This is a genomic window from Enterobacter cloacae complex sp. IR5402 (genome assembly GCF_049238125.1).
In the GTDB taxonomy this organism is placed as follows: Bacteria; Pseudomonadota; Gammaproteobacteria; order Enterobacterales; family Enterobacteriaceae; genus Enterobacter; species Enterobacter hormaechei_C.
This window is the reverse complement of record NZ_JBMKHO010000003.1, coordinates 54,192-73,117: the sequence shown is the minus strand read 5'-3', so window position 1 is coordinate 73,117 and position 18,926 is coordinate 54,192. Positions and strand designations below refer to the sequence as shown.

Annotated in this window: 17 protein-coding genes; 4 read left to right on the top strand and 13 right to left on the bottom strand. The window is 57.0% G+C overall.

Annotation, left to right across the window (positions count from 1 at the left end; translation table 11 throughout):
• Positions 1-34 precede the first annotated feature (34 nt).
• The 5 genes from malZ to phoB form a co-directional block, all read right to left on the bottom strand.
• A complete protein-coding gene (malZ, locus tag ACOTXL_RS06620) occupies positions 35-1,852 on the bottom strand; it encodes a maltodextrin glucosidase (protein WP_023315506.1) in 1,818 nt (605 codons plus the stop codon).
• Positions 1,853-2,014: 162 nt separating this feature from the next.
• Positions 2,015-3,388 (bottom strand): proline-specific permease ProY, encoded by a 1,374-nt coding sequence (gene proY, locus ACOTXL_RS06615; protein ID WP_003859117.1) that lies wholly within the window; start codon positions 3,386-3,388, stop codon positions 2,015-2,017.
• Positions 3,389-3,469: 81 nt separating this feature from the next.
• Entirely contained in the window at positions 3,470-4,789 is a 1,320-nt protein-coding gene (gene brnQ, locus ACOTXL_RS06610; RefSeq protein WP_003859118.1) for a branched-chain amino acid transporter carrier protein BrnQ, read from the bottom strand.
• A gap of 408 nt (positions 4,790-5,197) precedes the next feature.
• Complete coding sequence (phoR, locus tag ACOTXL_RS06605) at positions 5,198-6,493, bottom strand: phosphate regulon sensor histidine kinase PhoR (RefSeq protein WP_032657349.1); 1,296 nt, start codon at positions 6,491-6,493, stop codon at positions 5,198-5,200.
• Between the two features lie 21 nt (positions 6,494-6,514).
• Positions 6,515-7,204, bottom strand: coding sequence for a phosphate response regulator transcription factor PhoB (phoB, locus tag ACOTXL_RS06600; protein ID WP_003859122.1), 690 nt, complete (start codon positions 7,202-7,204; stop codon positions 6,515-6,517).
• 187 nt (positions 7,205-7,391) lie between these two features.
• On the opposite strand from phoB, the gene sbcD reads away from it, so the two are divergent.
• Positions 7,392-8,597 carry an exonuclease subunit SbcD gene (gene sbcD, locus ACOTXL_RS06595; protein WP_045350613.1) on the top strand — a complete coding sequence of 402 codons (1,206 nt, stop codon included), beginning with the start codon at positions 7,392-7,394 and terminating at the stop codon, positions 8,595-8,597.
• Positions 8,594-11,719, top strand: coding sequence for an exonuclease subunit SbcC (gene sbcC / locus ACOTXL_RS06590; RefSeq protein WP_045350614.1), 3,126 nt, complete (start codon positions 8,594-8,596; stop codon positions 11,717-11,719). The genes sbcD and sbcC overlap by 4 nt, the downstream gene beginning before the upstream one ends.
• Positions 11,720-11,816: 97 nt before the next feature.
• Here the strand turns inward: sbcC and mak are convergent, their stop codons facing one another.
• The gene (mak, locus tag ACOTXL_RS06585; RefSeq protein ID WP_045350615.1) at positions 11,817-12,722 is read right to left on the bottom strand and encodes a fructokinase; all 906 of its coding nucleotides are present in this window, start codon (positions 12,720-12,722) and stop codon (positions 11,817-11,819) included.
• 123 nt (positions 12,723-12,845) lie between these two features.
• On the opposite strand from mak, the gene rdgC reads away from it, so the two are divergent.
• Positions 12,846-13,760 (top strand): recombination-associated protein RdgC, encoded by a 915-nt coding sequence (gene rdgC, locus ACOTXL_RS06580; protein WP_003859129.1) that lies wholly within the window; start codon positions 12,846-12,848, stop codon positions 13,758-13,760.
• Between the two features lie 47 nt (positions 13,761-13,807).
• Here rdgC and ppnP read toward each other — a convergent pair whose 3' ends face one another.
• From ppnP to ACOTXL_RS06555, 5 genes are all read right to left on the bottom strand, one after another.
• Positions 13,808-14,095: a pyrimidine/purine nucleoside phosphorylase gene (gene ppnP / locus ACOTXL_RS06575; protein ID WP_003859131.1), complete on the bottom strand. Its 288-nt coding sequence runs from the start codon at positions 14,093-14,095 to the stop codon at positions 13,808-13,810.
• Between the two features lie 71 nt (positions 14,096-14,166).
• Complete coding sequence (locus ACOTXL_RS06570) at positions 14,167-14,844, bottom strand: AroM family protein (protein WP_003859133.1); 678 nt, start codon at positions 14,842-14,844, stop codon at positions 14,167-14,169.
• A 236-nt stretch (positions 14,845-15,080) separates the two neighbouring features.
• The gene (gene yaiA / locus ACOTXL_RS06565) at positions 15,081-15,272 is read right to left on the bottom strand and encodes a protein YaiA (RefSeq protein WP_003859135.1); all 192 of its coding nucleotides are present in this window, start codon (positions 15,270-15,272) and stop codon (positions 15,081-15,083) included.
• 44 nt (positions 15,273-15,316) lie between these two features.
• Positions 15,317-15,841, bottom strand: coding sequence for a shikimate kinase AroL (aroL, locus tag ACOTXL_RS06560; protein WP_023315502.1), 525 nt, complete (start codon positions 15,839-15,841; stop codon positions 15,317-15,319).
• A 144-nt stretch (positions 15,842-15,985) separates the two neighbouring features.
• Complete coding sequence (locus ACOTXL_RS06555; RefSeq protein WP_003859141.1) at positions 15,986-16,444, bottom strand: YaiI/YqxD family protein; 459 nt, start codon at positions 16,442-16,444, stop codon at positions 15,986-15,988.
• A 97-nt stretch (positions 16,445-16,541) separates the two neighbouring features.
• Between ACOTXL_RS06555 and proC the strand changes: the two genes are divergently transcribed.
• The gene (gene proC, locus ACOTXL_RS06550) at positions 16,542-17,351 is read left to right on the top strand and encodes a pyrroline-5-carboxylate reductase (RefSeq protein ID WP_045350616.1); all 810 of its coding nucleotides are present in this window, start codon (positions 16,542-16,544) and stop codon (positions 17,349-17,351) included.
• A 16-nt stretch (positions 17,352-17,367) separates the two neighbouring features.
• Here proC and adrA read toward each other — a convergent pair whose 3' ends face one another.
• On the bottom strand, positions 17,368-18,471 hold the full coding sequence (gene adrA / locus ACOTXL_RS06545; RefSeq protein WP_045332057.1) for a diguanylate cyclase AdrA: 1,104 nt from the start codon (positions 18,469-18,471) through the stop codon (positions 17,368-17,370).
• Between the two features lie 102 nt (positions 18,472-18,573).
• Positions 18,574-18,894, bottom strand: coding sequence for a phosphate starvation-inducible protein PsiF (psiF, locus tag ACOTXL_RS06540; protein WP_022650447.1), 321 nt, complete (start codon positions 18,892-18,894; stop codon positions 18,574-18,576).
• Positions 18,895-18,926 lie beyond the last annotated feature (32 nt).

Sequence of the window (18,926 nt, the reverse complement as noted above, 5' to 3'; positions counted from 1 at the left end):
CCATCTTAAAAGGTGAAAACCATTCTGCCTGCGCTTAGCTGCCGAACCAGACCGCAGCGGAGATCGCTGGCAGCGTGAGCACGCTCCCCTGGAACGTCGCTTTACCCTCTTTGCTCTTCCACATTTTACCAGCCAGCAGCGGTGAATCTTCCAGCACGACTTCACACGCCTCGCCCCGGTTGATCGCCACCAGCACGCGCTGCTGGTTATAGACGCGGACAAACACCACCACGTTATCGTGGGCGTACATCACCTGACAGCCCCCGTATCGCAGGGCCTGGCTCTGCTTGCGCAGCGTCGCCATGCGCTGGTAGAGGCTGAACAGATCCTGATCCTGCTTTTCAGGCTCCCACGGGAAGGTTTTACGGCAGAACGGATCGTTGTTGCCGTCCAGCCCGACTTCATCGCCATAGTAGATGCAGGGTACGCCCGGCCAGGTAAAGAGCCAGGTCACCGCCAGCGGCAGACGCGCCACATCCTTACCCAGCAACGATTTAAAGCGTGCGGTATCGTGGCTGTCGAGCTGGTTAAACATCCGCAGCTGCTGCTGATGCGACAGGCCAGCGCGATAGTTTTCCATCCACGCCATGCAGGTTTCGGCGTCAATATGCTGCGGATCGTAAGAGATATCGGTGTTAGCGAGGAAACCCCACAGCGGGAAGGTGAAGCCGCGATAGTTCATCGCCGCGTCTTCTGCATCAGCCTGCAACCACTGACGCGCGTCGCCAAAGTGCTCCCCGAAGACGAATGCTTCCGACCGGGCCGCTTTTGCCGACCGGGTAATGGCGGCGACATGCTGAAGGTTATTCCGCGCCCCGCCTGCTTCACCCAGCATATGCACCACGTCCAGCCGCCAGCCGTCCATGTTCCACGGCGCTTTCAGCCAGTGGCGCACGATGCTGTCGTCGCCGCCGTAGATCTCATTCACCAGCGATGGCGACTGGAAATCGAGCTTCGGCAGGCTCGGGTAGCCCAGCCAGTCCAGGGCGCGGCCATTCTCGTCAAAACTGTACCAGTCACGCTGCGGTGAGTCCGGATTATGGCATGCGCCGCCCATCGACTGATTGTGACGGTCAAACCACGCATGAGAATCACCGCTGTGATTGAACACGCCATCAAGGATCAGGCGCATACCCTCTTTTTGCGTGTTGTGCCGCAGCCGCAGCAGCGCTTCGTCACCGCCAAACTGCTCGTCAACGTGGCGGTAGTCCTGCGTATCGTATTTGTGCACGCTTGGCGCTTTAAACACCGGGTTCAGGTACAGCGCCGTCACGCCGAGCTTTTTCAGGTACGGCAGTTTTTCGCTGATACCGTCGAGATCGCCGCCGTAAAAGGTCGATCCCCCCGCCTGGGCGGTCAGCGGCTCGTCCCATTTTTTCAGAATGATGTCGTGACCGACCGCATGATGGTAATAAACCTTGTCCTGATCGACGGTGCGCTTTTCACTGCGCGCAAAGCGGTCCGGGAAAATCTGGTAAAAGACCTGATCGTTAACCCACTGCGGGCCGTTATCCGGGTGATCCACGGCAAACTGCTCCAGCCTGGCCGGAGGGAAACGGCTGAAACCCTGCGGGGTAAACCACAGCTGGCGGTTGTTCCACAGCAGCTTGAAGCCGTAGCGGCGACGCGGTTGCCCGCTGCGCAAATCGATATTTGCCCGCCACGCCGTGACGCCCGGCTGCGGCTGGCTGCGCACTTTGTGCATTTTCAGCGACGTTTCTTCGTTATCCACTTCGGCGCGCAGGGTCACACGTTCAGGCTGATTGTCCCCTGCCAGCCAGAGCGTAATCACAAGGTTGTCTTTGTTTTGCTTAACAAATGGGGCAACCGGAAGGTGCCAGGCGTTTAACATCACGAATCCCCTTTGATGAAATTGACGTCACCTTGCCACAGGGTGATTAAGGATAGCTCACCATGATGGGATTTATTGAGGGAGGAGGACGGGGGAGGAGGCATCAGTGCAGCCTGATGCCCTCACCCTAACCCTCTCCCACGGGGAGAGGGGAAAAGAATGTTACTGTGCTTCCGCCAGCTGACGATCGCGGCGACATTTAAACATCCAGCCCACCAGCAGCAGGACGATCCACGCGAAGCCCACGTACAGGGAAATACGGGTATCCGGGTGATAACCAATCAGGCCAATGATGAAGACCAGGAAGATCAGACCGACAATGGTCGTTGGCACGCCGCCCGGCACTTTAAACTTCAGCGCTTTGGCCTCTTCTGGCGACAGGCGGCGACGGAACGCAATCTGCGACAGCAGGATCATGATCCATACCCACACGGTGGCGAAGGTCGCCAGTGACGCAATCACCAGGAAGACGTTCTCCGGCATGATGTAGTTCAGGTAGACCGAGAACAGCAGCGCCACGGTCATGACCAGCACCGTTACCCACGGGGTGCCGCGACGCGACGTTTTGGCAAACACCTTCGGCGCACTGCCCTGCTCCGCCATGCCGTGCAGCATACGGCCCACGCCGAACACGTCACTGTTGATGGCCGACAGCGAGGCGGTCAGCACCACAAAGTTGAGAATGCTGGCGGCAAACGCAATGCCCATATGCTGGAAAGTCAGGACAAACGGGCTGCCGTTGGTGCCCACCTGGTTCCACGGGTAGATGGACATAATCACAAACAGCGTGCCCACGTAGAACACCAGGATACGCATCGGCACCGAGTTGATGGCGCGCGGAATAGACTTCTCCGGATCTTTCGCTTCCCCGGCGGTGATGCCGATAATCTCGATCCCGCCATAGGCGAACATGACCATCTGGAGCGACATGACCATCCCAAGCCAGCCGTTGCTAAAGAAGCCGCCGTTGCTCCACAGGTTATGGATGCCGGTTGGCTGCCCACCGTTGCCGATACCCCAGATGATGATGCCGAAACCGGCGAGGATCATGATGATAATGGTCGCGACCTTGAAGAAGGAGAACCAGAACTCCAGCTCGCCAAACACCTTCACGCTCATCAGGTTAACGGCGCAGATAATCAGCACCACGCTCAGCACCCAGATCCAGTGCGGCACGGCAGGGAACCAGACCCCCATATAGATGCCAAACGCCGTCACATCGGCAATGGCGACAATCAGGATTTCAAAGCAATAAGTCCAGCCGGTGATAAACCCGGCCAGCGGGCCTAAGTTCTCTTGTGCATAGCGTGAAAACGAGCTGGCAGACGGGTTGTGAACCGACATCTCCCCCAGCGCACGCATGATGATATAGGCCGCGGCACCGCCGATGATGTAGGCCAGCAGAACGCTTGGACCGGCCATTTTGATGGCATCTGCCGAGCCATAAAAAAGACCGGTGCCGATAGCCGAGCCCAGCGCCATAAAGCGGATGTGGCGGGTGCTCAATCCACGTTTAAGTTTGTTAGTGCTTTCCATTAAAATCTTGCCATTCAACACGAAAAAAACAAAAAACCACGGGGCCTTAAGCCCCGTGGTTAAACAATTTGTTGCCGTTGATTAATGGGCGTTGGATGTCACCTGACGCCCGGCCGCACGGTCCCAGATAATCGCAAGAACCAGCGCTACAACGGAAGGCATCAGCCAGGCCAGGCCCTGCTCGGACAGCGGCAGACGCTGTGTCCAGGCTGGCAGGATTTCTGCAAATGCTGATGCTTTGATCCCGTCAAGGATACCAAAAATCAGGCTGATAAACATGGCCGGCGCAATAATTCGCGTCGAGTTATGCCACCACGGGCGGGTGAAGCTCAGCACCACCAGCACGATACATGGCGGATAGATAGCCGTCAGCACCGGAATTGACACCTGGATCAGGTGGCTCAGACCGAGGTTTGAAACCGCCATGGAGAAGATGCCGAGGATAAACACCAGCGTGCGGTAAGAGAGCGGCAGATACTGAGCGAAGAACTCCGCGCAGGCGCAGGTCAGACCCACAGCCGTCACCAGACAGGCCAGGAAAATCAGCGCCGCCAGCAGCATGCTGCCTGCACCACCAAAGGTGTGCTGCACGTAAGCATGCAGGATCGCCGCGCCGTTTGCGCTCTGATCGACCAGCGTTGCGCTATCTGAACCCAGACGGAACAGCGCCAGATACAGCAGCGTCAGGCCGACACCGGCCATCAGGCCAGCCCAGATAGTGTAACGAGTCAGCAGGCGCGCTTCGGTCACCCCACGGGAACGCGCGGCGTTAACGATAACAATACCAAACACCATCGCGCCAAGCGTATCCATCGTCAGATAGCCGTTCACGAAACCGTTTGAGAACGCCGCGTTCTGGTAGGCGTCCATCGCGGAGCTGATGGGCCCCGCAGGCCAGACAATGGCCGCAACCGCCAGCACAATCAGCGCCACAATTTTCAGTGGTGCCAGGAAGTTACCTACGGTATCCAGCAGTTTGCCCGGATAGAGAGAAACCAGAATCACGATGGCGAAGTAAATGAGGCTGTAAATAAACAGTGGCATCGCGCCGTCACCGGTCAGCGGGGCGATACCCACTTCAAAGGAGACGGTCGCCGTGCGCGGGGTCGCGAACAGCGGGCCAACGGCCAGATAGCAGACGGTTGCCAGCAGAACGCCAGCCACTTTGCCAATCGGGGTGCTGAGGCTGTCCACACCGCCACCGACTTTCGCCAGCGCGATAACGGTCAGTACCGGCAGGCCCACGGCAGTAAGCAGGAAGCCAAACGCAGCCGTCCAGACGTGTTCACCCGCCTGTAAGCCAACCATTGGAGGAAAAATGATATTACCTGCGCCAACGAACAGCGCAAATGTCATAAAGCCCAGCGCGATAATGTCACGCGATTTCAAGTGATGGGTCATAAAACCTTACTGCCTGTGGATGTGGTGTTGAATACGTTGAGATTTTCGCCATCCCTGATGGGACGATACAGCGGAAAATTTGCTCAATTTCAGCGGGATATGCTCCCGTCCTGGCGTGGCGAAGAATAGTTTTTCGATTTACCACGCAAATACAGTCGGTCTGACAGTATATGGGGGGCAATTTAAACGCTTATAACGTTTAAAGGCAAGAAGGGATCGTAAAACCAGAACAATATGCCAGCATGAAAATCCAGACCAACATAATATGCCATGTATAAGAAAAACTCATGGCTAATCATGCGAACAAAAAAGCACCAGCCGTATAATATTCATCCGCGTTTCGCTTGACTGCAAAGCAAACGGGCCAGCAACGCTGGCCCGTGGAAAGGTAGCCTGACACACACGCTGTCAGGCGCTTTTTTTGGCAATTAATCGTTCCGGAATCACGAAGCTAAAGCGCGTGCCCTTACCGAGGGTGCTTTCGATATTGAGCCGGCTTTCGTGGTGGCTGACGGCATGCTTCACAATTGCCAGCCCCAGTCCGCTTCCGCCGGTCTGCCGCGAGCGCGCCTTATCCACCCGGTAGAACCGTTCAGTGAGACGCGGGAGGTGTTCAGGCCCAATCCCCGGCCCGTTGTCCTCGACGCTAAACTCAGCGCCCGCCGGGGTATGCTGCCAGCGCACCGCGATATGTGTCCCTTTCGGGGTGTGATTCACGGCGTTATAGATCAGGTTTGAGATAGCGCTTCGCAGCTCATCTTCACTGCCGAGCACTTTCAGCGTGTTATCAACGTCAAAACTCAGGGTGTGCTGATTATGACTCAGCGTTTGGGCTTCGCGCTCCACCACCCGCAACATCATCGGCACATCAATGATGTCATTTAGCGCCAGCGACGGGGCAGCCTCAATTTTTGAAAGCGTCAGCAGCTGTTTGACCAGCCCTTCCATGCGGAACGTCTGCTCCCGCATGGTATGCAGCGCTTTCTCACGCGGCGCCCCCTCAAGCGTTTGCTCCTGCATCATCTCCAGGTAGCCCTGAAGCACCGTCAAGGGCGTACGCAGCTCGTGGCTGACGTTGGCAAAGAAGTTACGTCTCGCGCCCTCAAGCTGGTGCATCTGGGTAACGTCCCGCGCCACCATCAGCCACTGCCGATCGCTGTAGGGCATCACGCGGATTTCCAGATGGCGACCGTTATTGAGCTTCAGATTGTGCGGGCGCGAAAAATCCCGCTTTTTCAGATACAGCGTGAACTCGGGATAACGCAGAAGGTTCAGGATGTTCTGACCATTATCATCCGGCCAGCGCAGGCCCAGCAGCTGCTGTGCGAGGCCATTGCACCAGAAGATGGTCCCTTCTTCCGTCGTCAGGATCACCGCGTCCGGCAGCGACTCCGCACCGCTACGAAAGCGTTTGATCAGGCTTCCCAGCTCACGACGGCGCTTTTTATTACGCATCTGCATCTGGTGCAGGCCGTAGAGAAGCGGTTCCCAGCTCCCGCTTCCCGGCGGAGGTGTCATACTTCTGTCGACCCACAGCCACCAGGAAAGACGCAGTAAATTCCAGAAATGCCAGACGAGCAATCCCGTCACGGCCACCAGTAAAAACCACGGCAGATAGCCAAAGATAGCCCCCAGAATGAGGGCCGGAATACAGCATAAGATCAGTTCAAAGACGAGCCTTTTCCATGACAGACGTTCCAGCACGCGTCACACTCCTGTCATTGTTCAGAAACGGGTCGAGAAGCGATAACCCGTGCCGCGGACCGTCTGTACCATGCGATCGTGGCCGCTCAGTTCCAGTGCTTTACGCAGGCGGCGAATATGGACGTCAACCGTTCGGTCTTCGACATAGACGTTAGTTCCCCAGACGTTATTCAGCAACTGTTCGCGGCTGTAAACGCGCTCCGGGTGTGTCATAAAGAAGTGCAGGAGTTTAAATTCGGTGGGGCCCATATCGAGGGGATTTTCACCGGTCATGACCCGGTGCGAGGTAGGATCCAGGCTCAGCCCCTGCATCTCAATCACCTCTTCCACCGCCATCGGTGAAATACGGCGCATCACGGCTTTGATACGCGCCACCAGCTCTTTCGGGGAGAACGGTTTGGTGATGTAATCGTCCGCGCCGGTTTCCAGACCGCGCACGCGATCCTCTTCCTCGCCGCGCGCCGTCAGCATCACCACCGGGATATCACGGGTCATCGCCTCGCGTTTGATATGCTTGATAAACTGCAATCCGGAACCGCCAGGCAGCATCCAGTCCAGCAGGATCAGATCGGGCCAGGGTTCATTCAGCTGGTTCACCGCGCTGTCATAATCTTCCGCTTCAACCGGCTGGAAGCCATTTTGTTCAAGCACGAAGCACACCATTTCACGGATCGGAGCTTCATCTTCTACGACCAGAATACGTCTCGCCATACTTTGCCCTGTCTTATCGTATTTAAGTTACAAGTCTGTAATGCGGCGTCATTATGCGTCAGATTTATGACAGATTTATGAAAAACATTACCACTATAAATGGCAAACTGTTGTTTTATTACAGCGGTTATTTTCCGTTCCACGAAAGTTTATAATCCTGCTTTCTTATTATTGCCACGGATCTTTTATGCGCATACTTCACACCTCAGACTGGCACCTGGGTCAAAATTTTTACAGCAAAAGCCGCGCCGCGGAACATGAAGCGTTCCTGAACTGGCTGCTGGAGACGGCTCAGGCTCACGAGGTGGACGCGATTATTGTGGCGGGCGACATTTTTGATACCGGATCGCCGCCGAGCTATGCGCGTGAGCTATACAACCGTTTTGTGGTCAACCTCCAGCAAACCGGTTGTCACCTGGTGATTGTCGCCGGAAATCATGACTCGGTGGCGACGCTGAATGAATCCCGCGATATTCTGGCGTTCCTCAATACCACCGTGGTGGCCAGCGCCGGGCACGCGCCGCAGATCCTGAAAAAACGCGACGGCACGCCGGGCGCGGTGCTGTGCCCAATCCCGTTTTTACGCCCGCGCGATATCGTGCAAAGCCAGGCGGGTCTGTCCGGCAGCGAAAAACAGCAGCATCTGTTGCAGGCCATCACCCGCTATTATCACCAGCAGCATACGGAAGCCTGCGCGCTGCGCGGCGATCAGGCCATTCCGATCATTGCCACCGGACACCTCACCACCGTCGGAGCCAGTAAGAGTGACGCGGTGCGCGAGATCTATATCGGTACGCTGGACGCGTTTCCAGCGCAAAACTTCCCCCCCGCCGACTACATTGCCCTCGGGCATATTCACCGGGCGCAGATCATCGGCGGCTGCGAGCATATCCGCTACTGCGGCTCGCCCATTTCGCTCAGTTTTGACGAAACGGGCAAAGCCAAATCCGTCCATCTGGTGAGCTTCACCGGGGGCAAACTCAGCGCCGTTGAGACGCTTGAGGTGCCGGTCACCCAGCCGCTGGCGGTGCTGAAAGGCGATCTGGCCGCCATTACCGCTCAGCTTGATCAGTGGCGCGGCACAGCGCTTAATCCCCCCGTCTGGCTCGATATCGAAATCACCACCGACGACTACCTGTACGATATGCAGCGTAAAATTCAGACGCTGACGGAAGACCTTCCCGTGGAAGTACTGCTGGTACGCCGCAGCCGCGAGCAGCGCGAGAAAATACTGCTCAACGCCCAGCGTGAAACGCTTAGCGAACTTCGGGTTGAAGAGGTGTTCGCGCGGCGGCTTGCGCATGAAGAGGTGGACGAGGCCAGACGCACCAGGCTTAACGAGCTGTTTGCCCAGACCCTGCACTCCCTCCATGACGAGGACGAAAACGCATGAAAATTCTGAGCCTGCGTCTGAAAAATCTGAATTCGCTAAAGGGTGAGTGGAAAATTGATTTCACCGCGGAGCCGTTCGCCAGCAACGGGCTGTTTGCCATCACCGGCGCAACCGGCGCTGGTAAAACCACGCTGCTGGATGCCATCTGCCTGGCGCTGTACCACGAAACGCCGCGTCTTAATAAGGTCTCTCAGGCGCAAAACGACCTGATGACGCGCGATACCGCCGAATGCCTTGCGGAAGTGGAATTTGAGGTCAAAGGCGTTGCTTATCGCGCTTTCTGGAGCCAGAACCGCGCCCGCAACCAGCCGGACGGGAACTTACAGGCACCGCGCGTAGAGCTGGCCCGCTGCGAAGACGGCAAAATTCTGGCCGACAAAGTCACGGATAAGCTGGAACAAACCGCCGCACTCACCGGGCTGGACTATGGTCGCTTTACCCGCTCGATGTTGCTCTCGCAGGGGCAGTTTGCCGCCTTCCTGAATGCTAAACCGAGCGATCGCGCTGAGCTGCTGGAGGAACTGACCGGCACGGAAATTTACGGCCAGATTTCCGCCATGGTTTTTGAAAAACACAAAGCGGCACGTAACGCGCTGGAGATGTGCGAAGCGCAGGCCGCAGGGGTTGTGCTGTTGAGCGAGGAACAGCAGCAGCACTTGCAGCAAAGTTTGCAGGCGCTCACTGACGAAGAGAAAATCCTGCTGGCACAGCAGCAGAGCCAACAGAAAGATTTTCAGTGGCTTACGCGTAACGACGAGCTGATACGTGAGCAGCAGCGCGCAGCCGCTTCGCAGCAGCAGGCGCAACAGGCTCTGACGGACGCCGCGCCGCAACTGGCGAAGCTCCAGCTGGCGCAACCCGCCGCCCAGCTACGTCCGCTATGGGAGCACCAGCAGGAGCAGACCGCCCGCCTGTCGCAAACCGCAGAGCGAATTGTCGAAGTAAATACTCGCTTACTCGACAGAGCGGCACAGCGCGCGTGTATCCGCAACGGTGCGCAGCGCAACCGTGAACAGTTGCAGACAGAGCACACGGCGCTGACGCAGTGGCTAACCGAACACGATCGTTTCCGTCAGTGGGGACAGGAAATTGCCGGCTGGCGGGCGCATTTTACGCAGCTGAATCGCGATAAAAATCAGCTTGTTGCCCAGGCAGCGCGCATGGCTGAGCTTCGTCAGAAGCTGGCTGAGCTGCCGGAGAGTACGCTGACGGCTGAGGATCTCGCGACGGCAATGGAGCAACAGGCACAATCGCGGGCGCTCCGCCAGCGTCTGACTGCGCTTCACGCTCGCTATCAGCCGCTGCAAAAACGGCTGCGCCAGAATGCGGAAAGCGTGCAGAAAGCGCAGGCTGAGCAGGGTAAGCTCAATGAAACGCTGATCCTGCGGCGTCAGCAGTTCAAAGAAAAAAATCAGCACTATGCCGACCTGAAAGCGCTCTGTGAGCGTGAGGCGACAATCAAGGATCTTGAGAATTATCGTGCTCAGCTGGAAGCGGGTAAGCCTTGCCCGCTCTGCGGTTCACGCGAACACCCGGCAGTTGTGCAGTATCAGGCGCTTGAACTGACTGACAATCAGCGCCGCCGCGACGCGCTGGAGAAAGAGGTTGCAGCGCTAAAAGAGGAAGGATTGCTGGTACTCGGGCAGGTGAATGCGCTGACCCAACAGATCCAGCGCGAGACTGAGGAAGCACAGGCTCTCTCTGAGGAAGAGCAAGCACTCACTAAAGAGTGGCTGGAGGTCTGCACCTCCCTGAACATAGCGCTGAATATTCAGGATGATATAGCACTCTGGATGAGCGCACAGGAGCAGTATGAACGCCAGCTGTATCAGCTCAGCCAGCGTCTGACGCTGCAAAACCAGCTCATTGAACAGGAAGGTCAGGCGCGCCAGTACCAGCAGCAGCTGACGGCGACGCGTCAGGCGCTGGCGGCCTCGCTAGAGTCGCTGTCGCTTAGCGTGCCCGATGAAGGGGCCGAAAGCGCCTGGCTGAGCGCGCGCGAAAGCGAATATACCCTGTGGCAGGAAAAACAGGCCCAGCACGGTACGATTCAGGAACGTATTAACGCCCTGATGCCAATCCTGGAGACGCTGCCGGTTACCGATGATACAGAAGCCGACGCGGTTATACCTGAGAACTGGCGCGGCATCCACGACGAATGCGTGTCGCTGCAAAGCCAGCTCACCACCCTCCAGCAGCAGGAGACGCTTGAGCGTGAACGGCTCCAGCAATCACAGGCTCAGTTCAACGCCGCGCTGACCGCGAGCTGCTTTGCCGATCGGGAGGCATTTCTCTCCGCCCTGCTGGATGAAGCGTCGATCCGCCAGCTTGAACAGCAAAAGCAGACGCTGGAAAACCAGCTCCAGCAGACCACGGCGCTTTCGGTGCAGGCAAGCCAGCAGCTTCAGGCGCATCAGGCACAGCGCCCCGAAGGGCTGGAAACCGATGCCGCAACGCTTCAGGCGCAGTTACATCAGCTGGCGCAACAGCTTCGGGACAACACCACGCATCAGGGGGAGATCCGCCAGCAGCTCAAACAGGACGCCGATAACCGTCTGCACCAGCAGGCGCTTATGCAGCAGATTGAGGAGGCGGCGCGTCAGGCCGACGACTGGGGCTATCTCAATGCGCTGATAGGCTCCAGCACCGGCGATAAATTCCGTAAATTCGCCCAAGGGCTAACGCTGGATAATCTGGTGTGGCTTGCCAACCAGCAGCTCAACCGTCTGCATGGCCGCTATCTGCTTCAGCGTAAAGCCAGCGACGCGCTGGAGCTGGAAGTGGTCGATACCTGGCAGGCCGATGCGATACGCGATACCCGTACCCTTTCCGGCGGGGAGAGTTTCCTGGTCAGTCTGGCGCTGGCTTTAGCGCTTTCCGATCTGGTCAGTCACAAAACGCGCATTGATTCGCTGTTCCTGGATGAAGGGTTCGGCACGCTCGACAGTGAAACGCTGGACACCGCGCTGGATGCGCTCGACGCACTGAACGCCACCGGGAAAACCATCGGCGTGATCAGCCACGTTGAGGCGATGAAAGAGCGTATTCCGGTGCAGATCAAGGTGAAGAAGATCAACGGGCTGGGGTATAGCAGGCTGGACAGGGAGTTTGCGGTGAATTGAATGGGGGACGGTGCGGTCTGATGCCCTCACCCTGGCCCTCTCCCTGTGGGAGAGGGTACAAACATCAAAAACGGCAACGCAAGTTACCGTTTTGCGTTTATTCCGGCCACAGCCACGCCGCACCTCGCACGCCGCTGGAGTCACCGTGGACGGCTTTGCGGATCGGTGTTTCGCACTCGCCGCCAAATACCCACTGTTTCACCAGCGTTGGCACCGTGGCGTAAAGTCGGTCGACGTTGCTCATGCCGCCGCCCAGCACAATCACGTCCGGATCGAGGATATTGATCACATGCGCCAGTGACTTAGCCAGCCGCATTTCGTAGCGGCTGAGCGCCAGTTCAGCCACCGGATCCTGCTCCTCAACCAGACGCATAATCTCGTTACCTTTCAGCGGCTGGCCGCTCAGACGATGATAATCGGTGGCAAACCCCGTACCGGAGATAAAGGTCTCTATACAGCCCTGCTTGCCACAGTAGCACGGCACTTCGGCGCGGTATTTGAGTTCATCTTCATCCATCCACGGCAGCGGGTTGTGCCCCCACTCGCCCGCGGTGCCGTTGCCGCCAATATGCGAGCGCCCTCCGAAGGCCACGCCCGCCCCGCAGCCGGTGCCGATAATTACGGCAAATACGGTCTGCGCGCCAGCCGCTGCGCCATCCACGGCCTCAGACACCGCCAGGCAGTTTGCGTCATTCGCCAGACGCACTTCCCGGTTCAGGCGTTGACTTAAGTCTTTATCAAACGGCTGACCGTTGAGCCAGGTGGAGTTGGCGTTTTTCACCACGCCGGTATACGGCGAAATGGAGCCAGGGATCCCCATCCCGACTGTGCCCGTCTCGCCCGTTGTCTGCTCTGCCATATCGACCAGGCGGGCAATCGTCTCTATGGTCTGGTGATAATCATCGCGCGGCGTAGGCAGACGGTGGCGAAACAGTTGCTCCCCCTGCTCGCTCAACGCGATGACTTCTGTTTTGGTGCCGCCCAAATCAATCCCAATACGCACAAGACACTCCTCATTATTTTGATTATCAACAGAGTAGAAGCCCGCTTCCCGATTAGCAATGCAAGCGATGCGACAATTCGTTATCATGCCCGCTGATTTAACGACAAGGCCGTGGAAATTATCATGCTGTGGTTCAAAAATTTGATGGTTTACCGTCTCAGCCGCGACGTTTCGCTGCGTGCAGAAGAGATGGAAAAACAGTTAGCCGCTTACTCCTTTACCCCTTGCGGTAGCCAGGATATGGCAAAAACCGGCTGGGTTCCGCCAATGGGTTCTCAAAGCGATGCGCTGACCCACGCCAGCAGCACGGGGCAAATCATCGTTTGCGCCCGCAAAGAAGAGAAGATCCTGCCGACGCCCGTGGTTAAGCAGGCACTCGAAGCGAAGATCTTCAAGCTGGAAGCTGAACAGGGCCGTAAGCTTAAAAAAACCGAAAAAGATTCGCTGAAGGATGAAGTGCTGCACTCGCTGCTGCCGCGCGCGTTTAGCCGCTTTAGCCAGACCATGATGTGGATCGACACCGTTAACGGGCTGATCATGGTGGACTGCGCCAGCGCCAAAAAAGCCGAAGATACGCTGGCGCTGCTGCGTAAGAGCCTTGGCTCATTACCGGTGGTACCGCTGGCGCTGGAAACGCCGATTGAGCTGACCCTGACCGAGTGGGTGCGCAGCGGGACTGCCGCGCAGGGCTTCCAGATCCTTGATGAAGCAGAGCTGAAAGCGTTGCTGGAAGATGGCGGCGTGATCCGCGCGAAGAAACAGGAACTGGTGAGCGACGAAATCGCCGTGCACATTGAAGCGGGCAAAGTGGTGACCAAACTGGCTCTCGACTGGCAGCAGCGCATTCAGTTTGTGATGTGTGATGATGGATCCGTGAAGCGCCTGAAATTCTGCGATGAACTGCGCGATCAGAACGAAGATATCGACCGCGAAGATTATGCTCAGCGCTTTGACGCAGACTTTATCCTGATGACCGGCGAGCTGGCGGCGCTGATTCAGAACCTGGTGGAAGGTCTCGGCGGCGAAGCGCAGCGCTGACAGGCAAAACGTAGGCCGGGTAAGCGAATGCGCCACCCGGCATGCTTTTATTTCAGATAGCGGCACAGATAAGAGGTTGGCTCTGCAACCTGTAAATGGAACTCGCTGTGGCCCGGCACGTTGAAGACCTGCCCGGCACTATATACTTTCCACTCCGTTTCACCCGGCAGCAGGACGTTCAGCGCGCCGCTGACCACCGTCATCTCTTCCGCTTCTGCGGTGCCAAAGGTGTATTCCCCTTCCGCCATTACGCCGACACTGGCGCGGCCAGTGCTGCTGCTGGTAAAACCAATGGATTTCACTTTACCGGAAAAGTATTCGTTACTTTGAAGCATGAACTGGCCCTTATATTTATAGAGAAAAATCCACTATAGGGGCCATGCTCATGACCTGTCACGCAAAATCATTACACCAGTAATTCTGACGCCAGACGCGCCATCAGGACGTTAGAGAGCAGCACCGGAACATCCAGCGCCTTTTGCAATAAATCACGATGCCGCTGATGGAAGCCCAGGCAGTCGAGCATCAGGACATCCGCCCCTCTGTCGATCAATTCCTGCCCAGCCGCAATCAGCTTCGCTTCGCTGTCCCAGAACGGGTTAGCCAGCGCGTACAGCGGGGTGTGCTCCAGCGCAGCCCACTTCACCGTCTGGTTATCCAGCAGTTCCTCAACGGGAACGATGACCCCAACCTGATGACCATCAACAATAGAGGCCACCAGCGGGGGGATAATCCGCATCGGTTCGAGCAGAATGGCATTACGCGCGCTGAGTCCTTTAACGGGTGCCGTGCTCATCAGCAAAATGACGTCATAGTCCTGATTGTCGAGCACTTCGATCACGCCCTGTAGCGCGCGCTCGATTTTCTGGCGCGACACATGCGCCAGTTTACCGTCACTGAGTAACGTTGCCAGGGGATCTTCCCCCTCTCCGACCGCGTAGTCTTCCATGACCTCTTCCCGACTGAGCTTCCCTAACAGACTGAGATGCGTAATTTGTTGTTCAGAGACATGCTCGGTTAAGAGCGGTAATACTTCGCTTACAGGCACCACACCAATCGTGAGGATCGCCAACGTCGCCTTCATTTTGATCGCCTTCCGTTACTACCACAACTGCCACACAGGTGCAGGCTCACTACGCTGCGCTGTTCATTTATTCAACAAAACAGCACCAAGCGTAGCAGGGGATCTCAACACCGTAGTGTAAAGATCGACTGGCCTTTCCGAATCCACCTGTAATAACTAAATATTAACTGCTGCTTAACATCAGCGATAAGTTAAAAGTGTGATTCAGGCACGGTTGTAACGAATTCGGATTCCTGTCAGGACTTCTCAGGATCCTCATAGCGCCGTTTCGCATCCAGCGCTTCCTGTTCGGTTTCATGTTCGCTGATCAGCGAATCAGGTTTAGGGTGATCGGCACGCAGCTGGTACCAGGTTACGGTTTGATCACCATTACCTTTTTCAACGGTAACGATGCGGGCTTCACGTGGATAGGGAGGTCTGGTTGGCATAGCTCATCCTTTTTTTATGTCTGAGCTATGAGTATAGACGGCTGTTAGCTGGCGCAAGCCAAACGCAGGGCGGTAATAATCTGAATCGCAACTTTTTCGGGTGACGCCGACGCATCCACAACGTGGTGTGCCGCCTCGCGGTACAGTGCATCGCGTTCGGCGAGGACCTCGCTGACCTCTTCACTCAGCGGTTTCGCGGTCAGCGCCGGGCGCTGCCCCTCTTCCGGAAACGCCTCCAGCCGCCCCACCAGCGTAGAGACCGGGGCACAGAGGTAGATCACGACACCCTTTTCGCGCATAAACTGGCGGTTATACGACGCCAGGATGATGCCCCCACCGGTCGCAATCACGGTTGACGGCGCGGTCACCGCTTCCAGCGTGGCCGTTTCACGCGCACGAAAGCTCTCCCAACCCTCATCTTCAACGATATCGGCGATAGTCTTACCCGCATTCTCCTGAAGCCAGTGGTCAGTATCGACAAACTGACTCTGGCACAAACGCGCCAGCTCCAGACCAACGGTGGTTTTCCCACAGCCGCGAGGGCCAACTAAAAAGATGGGTGGGTTCATAACCAGGTGTTCCCCTTGCTGCCGGATAACTGAAGGCTGTAAAGAAATGATTGCAGTAGATGTTGCGCTAACTTTACTGCAAAGCGGTACGGAATGACAAGCCTGTGGAAGCCACACTGTACCACAAAACCGCCCGGAGGTGGGCTACGCCGGGCGGCGCTTCACTTCCAGCAGCCATTTATCCAGCTCGGCGGCAAACTGCTGGCGATCGCGCTGCGACAGGCTGTCCGGCCCACCGGTTTGCACGCCGCTGGAACGCAGCGTATCCATAAAATCACGCATGGTGAGCTTCTCCCGGATCGTTGCCGGAGAGTAGCGCTCGCCGCGCGGGTTAAGCGCCGCGGCCCCCTTCGCCAGCACGTCGGCAGCCAGCGGGATATCCGCCGTGATCACCAGATCTCCTGCGTCACACAGGCGTACTATCTCGTTATCCGCCACGTCAAACCCGGCCGGAACGCGCAGAGATCGGATGTATCTGGAGGGCGGCACGCGGATATTCTGGTTCGCCACCAGCGTTAGCGGCATCTGCACGCGCTCGGCAGCACGAAATAAAATCTCTTTAATCACATTCGGACACGCATCCGCATCAACCCAAATCGCCATCGTCTCTCCCCATTATGATTCTGGCGACTATTGTCGCCTGCATTTCGTTGTTAAGCTATCAATGAGAGATAACAACGCATAATAACGGAGAGACGTGATGGATAAGAAAATCGGGTTTATCGGCTGCGGAAACATGGGCAAAGCTATCCTCGGCGGACTGATTGCCAGCGGGCAGGTGCTGCCGGGGCAGATTTGGGTCTATACCCCATCCCCGGATAAAGTCGCGGCGCTGCGTGATGAGTATGGTGTCAACGCTGCCGAAAGCGCGCAGGAAGTGGCTCAGGTGGCGGATATTGTCTTTGGCGCCGTTAAGCCGAATATCATGATTAAAGTCCTGGGCGAGATCACCTCCAGCCTTAACAAAGAGACCCTGGTGGTGTCGATTGCCGCAGGCGTGACCCTCGATCAGATCGCCCGCGCGCTGGGTCACGACCGTAAGATTGTTCGCGCCATGCCAAACACCCCGTCGCTGGTGAATGCCGGTATGACCTCCGTTACCCCGAACGCGCTGGTCACATCTGAAGACGTGGCAGATGTACTGAATATCTTCCGCTGCTTCGGCGAAGCGGAAGTGATTGCCGAACCGATGATCCACCCGGTGGTCGGCGTGAGCGGCTCTGCCCCGGCGTATGTTTTTATGTTTATCGAAGCCATGGCCGATGCTGCCGTATTGGGCGGAATGCCGCGCGCGCAGGCCTACAAATTTGCAGCGCAAGCGGTGATGGGCTCGGCCAAAATGGTGCTGGAAACGGGTAAGCATCCGGGCGAATTGAAAGATATGGTGTGCTCGCCGGGGGGCACAACCATTGAAGCCGTGCGCGTGCTGGAAGATCGCGGATTCCGCTCCGCCGTGATCGAGGCGATGGAAAAATGCATGGAAAAATCAGAGAAGCTCAGTAAGTCCTGATGCGCTACGCCGGGCGTCAGGCGGCCACTTCGGTGCGGCCCCGTCCGGCATTTTTGGCTTTATAGAGGGCCACGTCCGCCGCCTTTAGCCATTCACGATAGTGGGTGAACTGCGCTCCCCAGGGGGCAACCCCAACGCTGATACACAACCTCGCCGTTGGTGCTCCGTGCAGCGGCATGTTGACCAGCCGTTCATGGACGCGCGACATCGCTGCAATCGCGCTGTCGGCAGGCGTGCCGGACATGATCACCGCGAACTCATCCCCACCAAAGCGGCCAATATAATCGCCTGAGCGCAGAGTCAGCTGAAGCTGGCGCGTAATGGCAACAATCGCTTCATCTCCCACGTCATGCCCCCAGGTGTCGTTGATCGTCTTGAAGTGATCGATATCAATGAGCAGTATCGTCGCCTGTCGATGGCTGCGACGGCAGGCCTCAAATTCGTAACGCAGCAGCGTTTCCCAGTGACGGCGATTGAACACGCCGGTCATTCCGTCGCGGGTACTCATCAGCTCAAGCCGACGCTTATGCTCTGCCAGCCGGATCGCCGTGCGGTGGCTGAGCCATGCAAACAGCATGGGGTAGACCACCAGCACGGGGAGCGTCAGCCACAACGCCAGCGGTTCAGAGGTCAATAGCACAGGAGTACCCGTGGATTGCACGGTGAGCAGAGCAGACAGGGCAAGCAGCGCCAGTCCTGTCAGAAATAAGCGACATCCCCCCGATCCCATCATATTCATGCCGATCATCATGATCAGCGCCGCCGTTGGTAGCGCATTGAACCCTGTTAGCCCCATCCAGACACCGGCAAGAATGGCATCGATTTTCAGATTAACAATTTCACTTCTGTGGGGTTCAGCCGAACGAAAAGCCAGCTGCCAGGCCAGATGGGGCCAGACAAAGACCCAGCCCACCAGCAATAACCACCAGACGCCGGAAAGAAACTGGCTCACCAGAACGCTGGCAAGCGGAACAAATAGCGCCGCGAGACCAACGATGCGTGCCAGCCGTATTCGCCGGGCAAATCGCAGACCGGAACGGTATGAATCATCCTGAGAAAGCTGCTGGTGCCACGCTTCCCGAATGTTCCCGTGACTGTCATAAAACTCATCATTCATCATCTTTGGGAATATTCTGAAACATTTTCCCAAATTATAGAGAGGGGGATAGCGGGGAAAGTATGAAATTTTGGGTGAGCCACAGCCGTGACTCACCCGTTAGCACTACGCCTGTTTTTTCAGGCACGCGCTCATGAACTTGCTGCGATCGTCGCCTTTCAGCATCTGCTGTGTCGCCTGGGCATTGCACTCGCGCATTTTTTGCTGCTGCGGGGTCAGGCTTTTTTCACCGGGTTTTGTCGCACCATTTTTTAGGCAGTCGCTCATGTACGTTTTACGGGCATCCCCTTTCAGGCTCTGCGATGTCGCCTGTTGGTTACAGGTCGTCATGCGTTGCTGCTGGGGCGTCAACGTTTTCTCTTCCGCATGTGCTGATGCCATCAGACACAGGCCAGAGAGCAGGGTAATCAGTATTGTTGTTTTCATTGCACCATCCTTTATGTGAAGTTCCACGTTAA